This window comes from Photobacterium sp. OFAV2-7, assembly GCF_022347985.1.
Taxonomy (GTDB): Bacteria; Pseudomonadota; Gammaproteobacteria; order Enterobacterales; family Vibrionaceae; genus Photobacterium.
This window is the reverse complement of sequence record NZ_JAKRFQ010000253.1, coordinates 1-6,011: the sequence shown is the minus strand read 5'-3', so window position 1 is coordinate 6,011 and position 6,011 is coordinate 1. Positions and strand designations below refer to the sequence as shown.

General features: G+C 54.0%; 4 protein-coding genes and 1 pseudogene. All 5 read right to left on the bottom strand.

The window, feature by feature from the left end:
- A partial coding sequence (gene gshA / locus MHN01_RS13770) for a glutamate--cysteine ligase (RefSeq protein WP_239411869.1) occupies window positions 1–822 on the bottom strand: 822 nt, incomplete at its 3' end.
- Window positions 823–1,023: 201 nt separating this feature from the next.
- Window positions 1,024–3,879 carry a pitrilysin family protein gene (locus MHN01_RS13765; RefSeq protein WP_239411868.1) on the bottom strand — a complete coding sequence of 952 codons (2,856 nt, stop codon included), beginning with the start codon at window positions 3,877–3,879 and terminating at the stop codon, window positions 1,024–1,026.
- Window positions 3,880–3,890: 11 nt separating this feature from the next.
- Window positions 3,891–4,322 (bottom strand): YqaA family protein, encoded by a 432-nt coding sequence (locus tag MHN01_RS13760; protein WP_239411867.1) that lies wholly within the window; start codon window positions 4,320–4,322, stop codon window positions 3,891–3,893.
- Between the two features lie 65 nt (window positions 4,323–4,387).
- A complete protein-coding gene (locus MHN01_RS13755) occupies window positions 4,388–5,347 on the bottom strand; it encodes an NADP-dependent oxidoreductase (protein ID WP_239411866.1) in 960 nt (319 codons plus the stop codon).
- Window positions 5,348–5,551: 204 nt separating this feature from the next.
- Window positions 5,552–5,893: pseudogene (locus MHN01_RS13750) on the bottom strand (sodium ion-translocating decarboxylase subunit beta); the annotation flags it as partial.
- Window positions 5,894–6,011 lie beyond the last annotated feature (118 nt).

The window sequence follows — 6,011 nt, the reverse complement described above, 5'->3', positions numbered from 1 at the left end:
GCTGGCAAATTCCTCGGACGGGGTACGAATTGCTCTCTGCAGCCCTTCCAGGTACTGGTCAAGACTGTTGAAGCCAATCTTCAACGAGCTTTGTTCATGGTTGGTATAACCAAGATCACTCAAACGCAGTGCTGTTGCATTAGGCAAGAAATACGTTCCGCAGCCGACCTGTTCAAAATTCAGTTCAGAAGCGCTCTTGTTGAGGAACGAGCCGCACAACGCCGGAGAAGCACCGAACAGGTACGGGATCAACCAACCAAAGCGGTAGTAGTTGCGGATCAGGCCGAAATAGGCATCTGACACGGAGTCGCGGCGCTCCTGTTCGGCCTGATCGCCAAACAGCTGCTGCCAAAATTCATCCGGGAACGAAAAGTTAAAATGGACCCCGGAGATCACCTGCATCACACTGCCGTAACGGTGCTTCAGCCCCTCACGATACAGCGTCTTCATCCGGCCGCTATTAGAGCTACCGTATTGCGCCAGGGTGATATCGTCTTCCTTGCCGACAAAACACGGCATCGACATCGGCCAGAGGCTTTCCTGATCCAGTTGGCTGTAGGTGAACTGATGAATATCACTAAGTTGCGTCAACAGGCTGTCAACATCATGCGACACCGGCGTTATAAACTCCAACAACGACTCGGCAAAGTCTGTCGTAACCCATTTGTTGGTTAATGCCGAACCCAGTCCGGCAGGGTGCGGCTGTGCAGACAGGCCTCCTTGCGGTGTAATACGTAGCGCTTCTCGTTCCAAGCCACGCCCTATCTGAGTCAGTGCATCAGGATTTGCTGAAATCTGCTGCAACCTTTGTGAAAAATCCATCAAGGCCATTCTCAATCATTAACTTAATAAGTGAGCTAGAGTAATCATTATTTTTTACGATTACCACGATTATTAGTGCGAAACAGTTTTACAGGCCAGAAACAATCCTGCCCATCCGCACTCTGCTCTTTGTTACATAAAAGCAGTAAAAAGCCAGCACTTGTCGTGCTGGCTTTCTTCAGGCTAAGGCCACTATCACCACTATTTCTGCGGCTCCAGCGACTTAATCGGGATCCCCAGCGCTTCAAATTGCGGCGTCAGCGACTTGGCATCACCAACTACGATAATTTGATAATCATCTGGATTGAACCAGGTCGCCGCCAGCTCGTTGAGCCGCGACTTGCTGATACTGGCAACAATATCGTTACGGGTCTCAACAAAGTTCTCCGGCAGTGAATAGGTCAGGATCTGTCCCAACAGCTGGGCCTTCTTACCCGGCGTTTCATAGTTCAGGGCATCTTTCTGTCCGACTGCCAAACGCATAAAGGCCAATTCCTCATCCGTCACGCCCTCCGAGCTCATTTTCTCCAGCTCGGCCAGAAACTCCTTGAGCGAGGCCAGACTGGCATCGGCGCGAACCTGGGCATAGTAGACAGACAATCCGACTTCCTTGCCGCCACTCTGGTAGCCACCAGCCCCATAAGTGTAGCCCTTGTCCTCACGTAAATTGAGGTTGATACGGCTATTGAAATTACCGGCAAGGTTGAAGTTCGCCAGCTGAGTTTCAAACAGTTCTCCGGTTGCATCAAACGGTAGTCCCTGACGCACCAGGCGGATCACGGTCTGTGGCGCTCCCGGCTTGTCGACCATCCACAACGTCTGCTGAGGTAACTTCGGTAGCACCTGCGATGTATAGGTCGGCTCCGGCATACCCTGCCAGTCAGCCAGGAAACCGAGCTGCGAGGTCAGTTGCTCGGCATTGATATCACCCACCACGACAATATCGGCACCGTTCGGGGTGTAGTAACGACGATAGAAGGCTTTGACATCATCCAGAGAAATCGCTTCCAGTGACGCCTTGGTCCCTTCCGGCGGCAGGCTAAAGCTGGTACCACGGAACAGCACCTCGCGGGTAGCCTGACCGGCCAGCCACGATGGACGCTGGTGCTCGTAGACAACACCTTCAAGGGCCTGCTGTTTAATGCGCTCAAAATCGACCGGATCAAAGGCCGGGCTGAACAGGCGCTCCTCCATGATGGCCAGCGTCTGAGGCAGGTTCTTCTCCAGTGAGGTAACAGACACAACCGTGCCATACAAGCCGGCACTGAAGCTCACCGTACTGCCGAGGCTATCCAGCCGTGATGACAGCTCCTCGGCTGAGGATTTGGTGCTTGCCTCGCCCATCATCGACGCCGTAAGCTGCGCCAGACCGGTTTTCCCGGCAGGCTCAAAACGTCGCCCGGCAGGGATCACCATTTGCAGTTCGACGGTCGGCGTTTCACGGTATTTGGTCCCCAGCACCTTGATCCCGTTCGCCAGCTCAAACTGGTACAGCTCGGGCATCACAGACTCAACCGGCGAAGAGGGTTGCGGCATTACCGAACGGTCGAAGTCGTCAACCGGCTCCCTGAGCAGCAACTCGTTATCTGCCACTTTCTGGTGCTCGCCAATTATCCGAGGTGGCGGCGTATAGTTGGGCTTGGCAGCCTGAATCGCCGTTTTGCCTCTCGGAACAACGCTCAGGGTGACGCTTGGATTACCGTTGATATAGCGCATGTAGGCCTGCTCCATACTGGTGGTCGTCACCGCCCGGAGATTGCCCAATTCAACACTCAGGTAATTCGGGTTATCAAAGAAGGTCTGGTAGGCCGCCAGTTGAGAAACTTTGCCGCGGACACTCTGCAGACCAAAGATCGCGTTGGCCTCGACCATTCCCTTGAGCTCATTAAGCTCTTTGCTGTTGATACCGCGCTGCTCCAGCCCGTCCAGTACTGTGGTGACTTTCTGGCGCAAATCTTTCAGGTTACCTTGGTTGCCGCTCTGTCCCATGGCGTAGACATACATGGTACAGGCCAGCTCGGCACAGTCATGAAAGGCACCGGCATCGACCACCTCGCCGGTCTTGACCAGGTTTTGATACAGCAGGCTGTTCTTGCCGCCACCAATAACCCGCGCCAGCATATCCAGCGAGGCTTCGTCCTCGGCACCGTTATAGGACGTTGGCCATGCCATCAGCAGCATTGGCTGCTGGATCCTGTCTTCCAGCGTCAGGTAGCGATCAGCATCAATCGTTACCGGCTGCTTAGCCGGTTTCTCGACTTCGGGCCCACGCGGGATCGAGCCGAAATACTTGTTTACCCAGGCCAGGGTCTGTTCGACATCAATATCACCGCCAATGGTCAGCGTGGCGTTGTTCGGCCCGTACCAGCGCAGGAAGAATGCCTTTAGATCGTTAACATCGACCCGGTCTAGATCCTCGATATAACCGATAGTCTGCCAGGAGTAAGGATGGGTGCGTGGGAACAGCGCTTCTCCCATTCGCTCATAAACCAAACCGTATGGCCGGTTCTCATATCGCTGGGCACGCTCGTTTTTGACCGTCGAGCGCTGGATTTCAAACTTACGCTGCGAGACAGCCCCAAGCAGGAATCCCATCCGGTCCGACTCCAGCCAGAGCATTTTTTCCAGCTGGTTGGCAGGTACCGTCTGGAAATAATTGGTCCGGTCGCGGTTGGTGGTGCCATTAAGGGTTCCCCCCGCCTCGGTGATCAAGCGGAAATGCTCTTGATCGCCGACATGCTCGGAGCCCTGGAACATCATGTGTTCAAAGAAATGGGCGAAACCGGACTTGCCCAACTCTTCACGCGCCGACCCGACATGGTAGGTCATGTCTACATGAACCAGCGGATCGGACTTGTCTTCGTGCAACAGCACTGTCAGCCCATTGTCGAGGGTATATTTGGTATAGGGAATAACAGGCTCGTTTGGCTGTCCGCCTGTCACCTGTTCAATCAGCGTTACCCCTTCAGGCAACTCGGGAGCCGCGTCTCTCTGCGCCAACTGGGCTCCACACCCAGCAAGAGAAAATAGCGCAACACCTAGAATCCACTTTTGCACGTAAGCATTCCTTATAATAAGCCTTGTACGATCAGAGCCAGTACCGCATAGCGTATAGCCTTTCCGATCATGACGATCAGAAAACTCAACCAATGGCGCATACGCAACCAGCCTGCCGCCAAACACAAAGGATCCCCGATAACGGGTAACCAGCTGAAAAATAATGACCAGTAGCCATATTTTTTCAGCCATTGCAGGGCTTTATGACCATGTTTTTCGTCAGAAGTTTTATCTGGCAGTAATCTTCCTAGCCAGTAGTTCGTCATTCCCCCCAGGGTATTGCCCAACGTCGCCACCGCTACGACAAGCCATACCGCATTATCACCGAGCTTGAGGGTCGCAATAAGGCTCGCTTCCGAGCCGCCGGGAAGCAGGGTGGCACTCAAAAAACCAGTGGTGAACAGCACCCAAAGTGCCGATTCACCATTCAATAACTCTAGCATTGAAACAACTTATTAATAATCAGGCAGATTTCATTCTACCTTTTGAGAAAGTCACTCTGCAGGTTTTACTCGCTACTACCCACAGCCAGTACTATCTTACCTCGGGTATGACCCGCTTCTATATCGCTATGAGCCTTCGCTCCGTCGGACAGCGGATATTGCGCGGCAATATTCAGCTGAAGCTGCCCGGCCTCCAGCATGGCCATCATCGCATTATTCTGCTCGACAGACGGCGACACCAGCATACCTTCGGCCTCTAAACCTTGCTGCTGTGCCTGCCCACACACGGCATCCGCGGTTATCGTCGGAATGGTCACCACTCGTCCTCCGGCTTTCACGCAGTCTAATGCCGTAATACCGATATCACCGCCCATCAAATCTATCAGTACATCGACCGGCTCTATCTGCTCGGCCAACGGCGCCTGGTGATAATCCACCGCCGTCGCTCCCAGCCCGCTGACAAACGCCATATTGGCCGCAGAACAACTGGCCATCACATTGGCTCCTCGGGCAACCGCCAGCTGAATCGCAATATGACCGACGCCACCGGCACCGGCCAAGATCAATACCCGATCATTTTCGCCTACCTGTCCCTTATCGAGCGCCTGCCATGCCGTCTGACCGGCCAAGGGCAACGCTGCTGCATTCGCCAGAGGAACGGCTTTCGCAACTTGGCTCAGCGTATCGGCCTCGACAGCCACATATTCACTGTAGCCACCACCGGCAAGGGGAAAACCGACAAACCCCGCCACACTCTCTCCAACAGCGAAATCCTGTACGTTCGCACCTACCTTCACCACCTTGCCTGCAATGTCATAGCCCGGCACCCAGGGCAGGTTATCTTTGTTCTGCTGAGCAGCCCACCCCAGCCCGGCACGGGTTTTGGCATCTATCGGGTTCACACCGGCATAGGCGACCCTAACCAACACCTGGCTATCAGACGGTACAGGTATTTCGGTAGTTTGCATCGCCAATACCGAAGGCTGACCAAACTGGGTTATTGCGAGTTGCTGACAAGCGTTCATTCCCTTTTCCTTTTTTATCTGATTTATACCGCTCAATACCGGTATGTGATCATTCTTGTAAGAGCATATACCTAATTGCCACCATAAAAAAACGGGTAGCATATTGCTACCCGTTTCAATTTGTTTCAAGCCAGCAAGGTTATCTGGAATCCAAGCATCTCACCGGCATCTTGCCTGATCGATATGCTGTTAGCCAACCAGAGCCTACAGGATACCGGCCGCAACTGCCGAACCCAGTACCCCGGCCACATTAGGGCCCATGGCGTGCATCAGCAGGAAGTTATGTGGGTTAGCCTCGAGACCAACCTTGTTAACAACCCGTGCCGCCATCGGTACAGCAGATACACCCGCCGCACCAATGAGTGGGTTGATGTCTTCCTTGCTGAAGCGGTTAAGCAGCTTGGCCATCAGGACACCACCACCGGTACCGACACTGAATGCCACCGCACCCAGCACCAGGATCCCCAGGGTCTCGAACTGCAGGAATTTGTCTGCTTCCAGCTTAGAGCCCACACCCAGACCCAGCATGATCGTCACAATATTGATGGGCCAGCCACAGGACAGGCAGGCTGAGTAAACTCGCGGCAATAACCGAGACCCATTGTGGCTGCTCAAGCATCACTGCCAAAGAGACAATCAGCCACCACTCCGCCCCGTATATAGC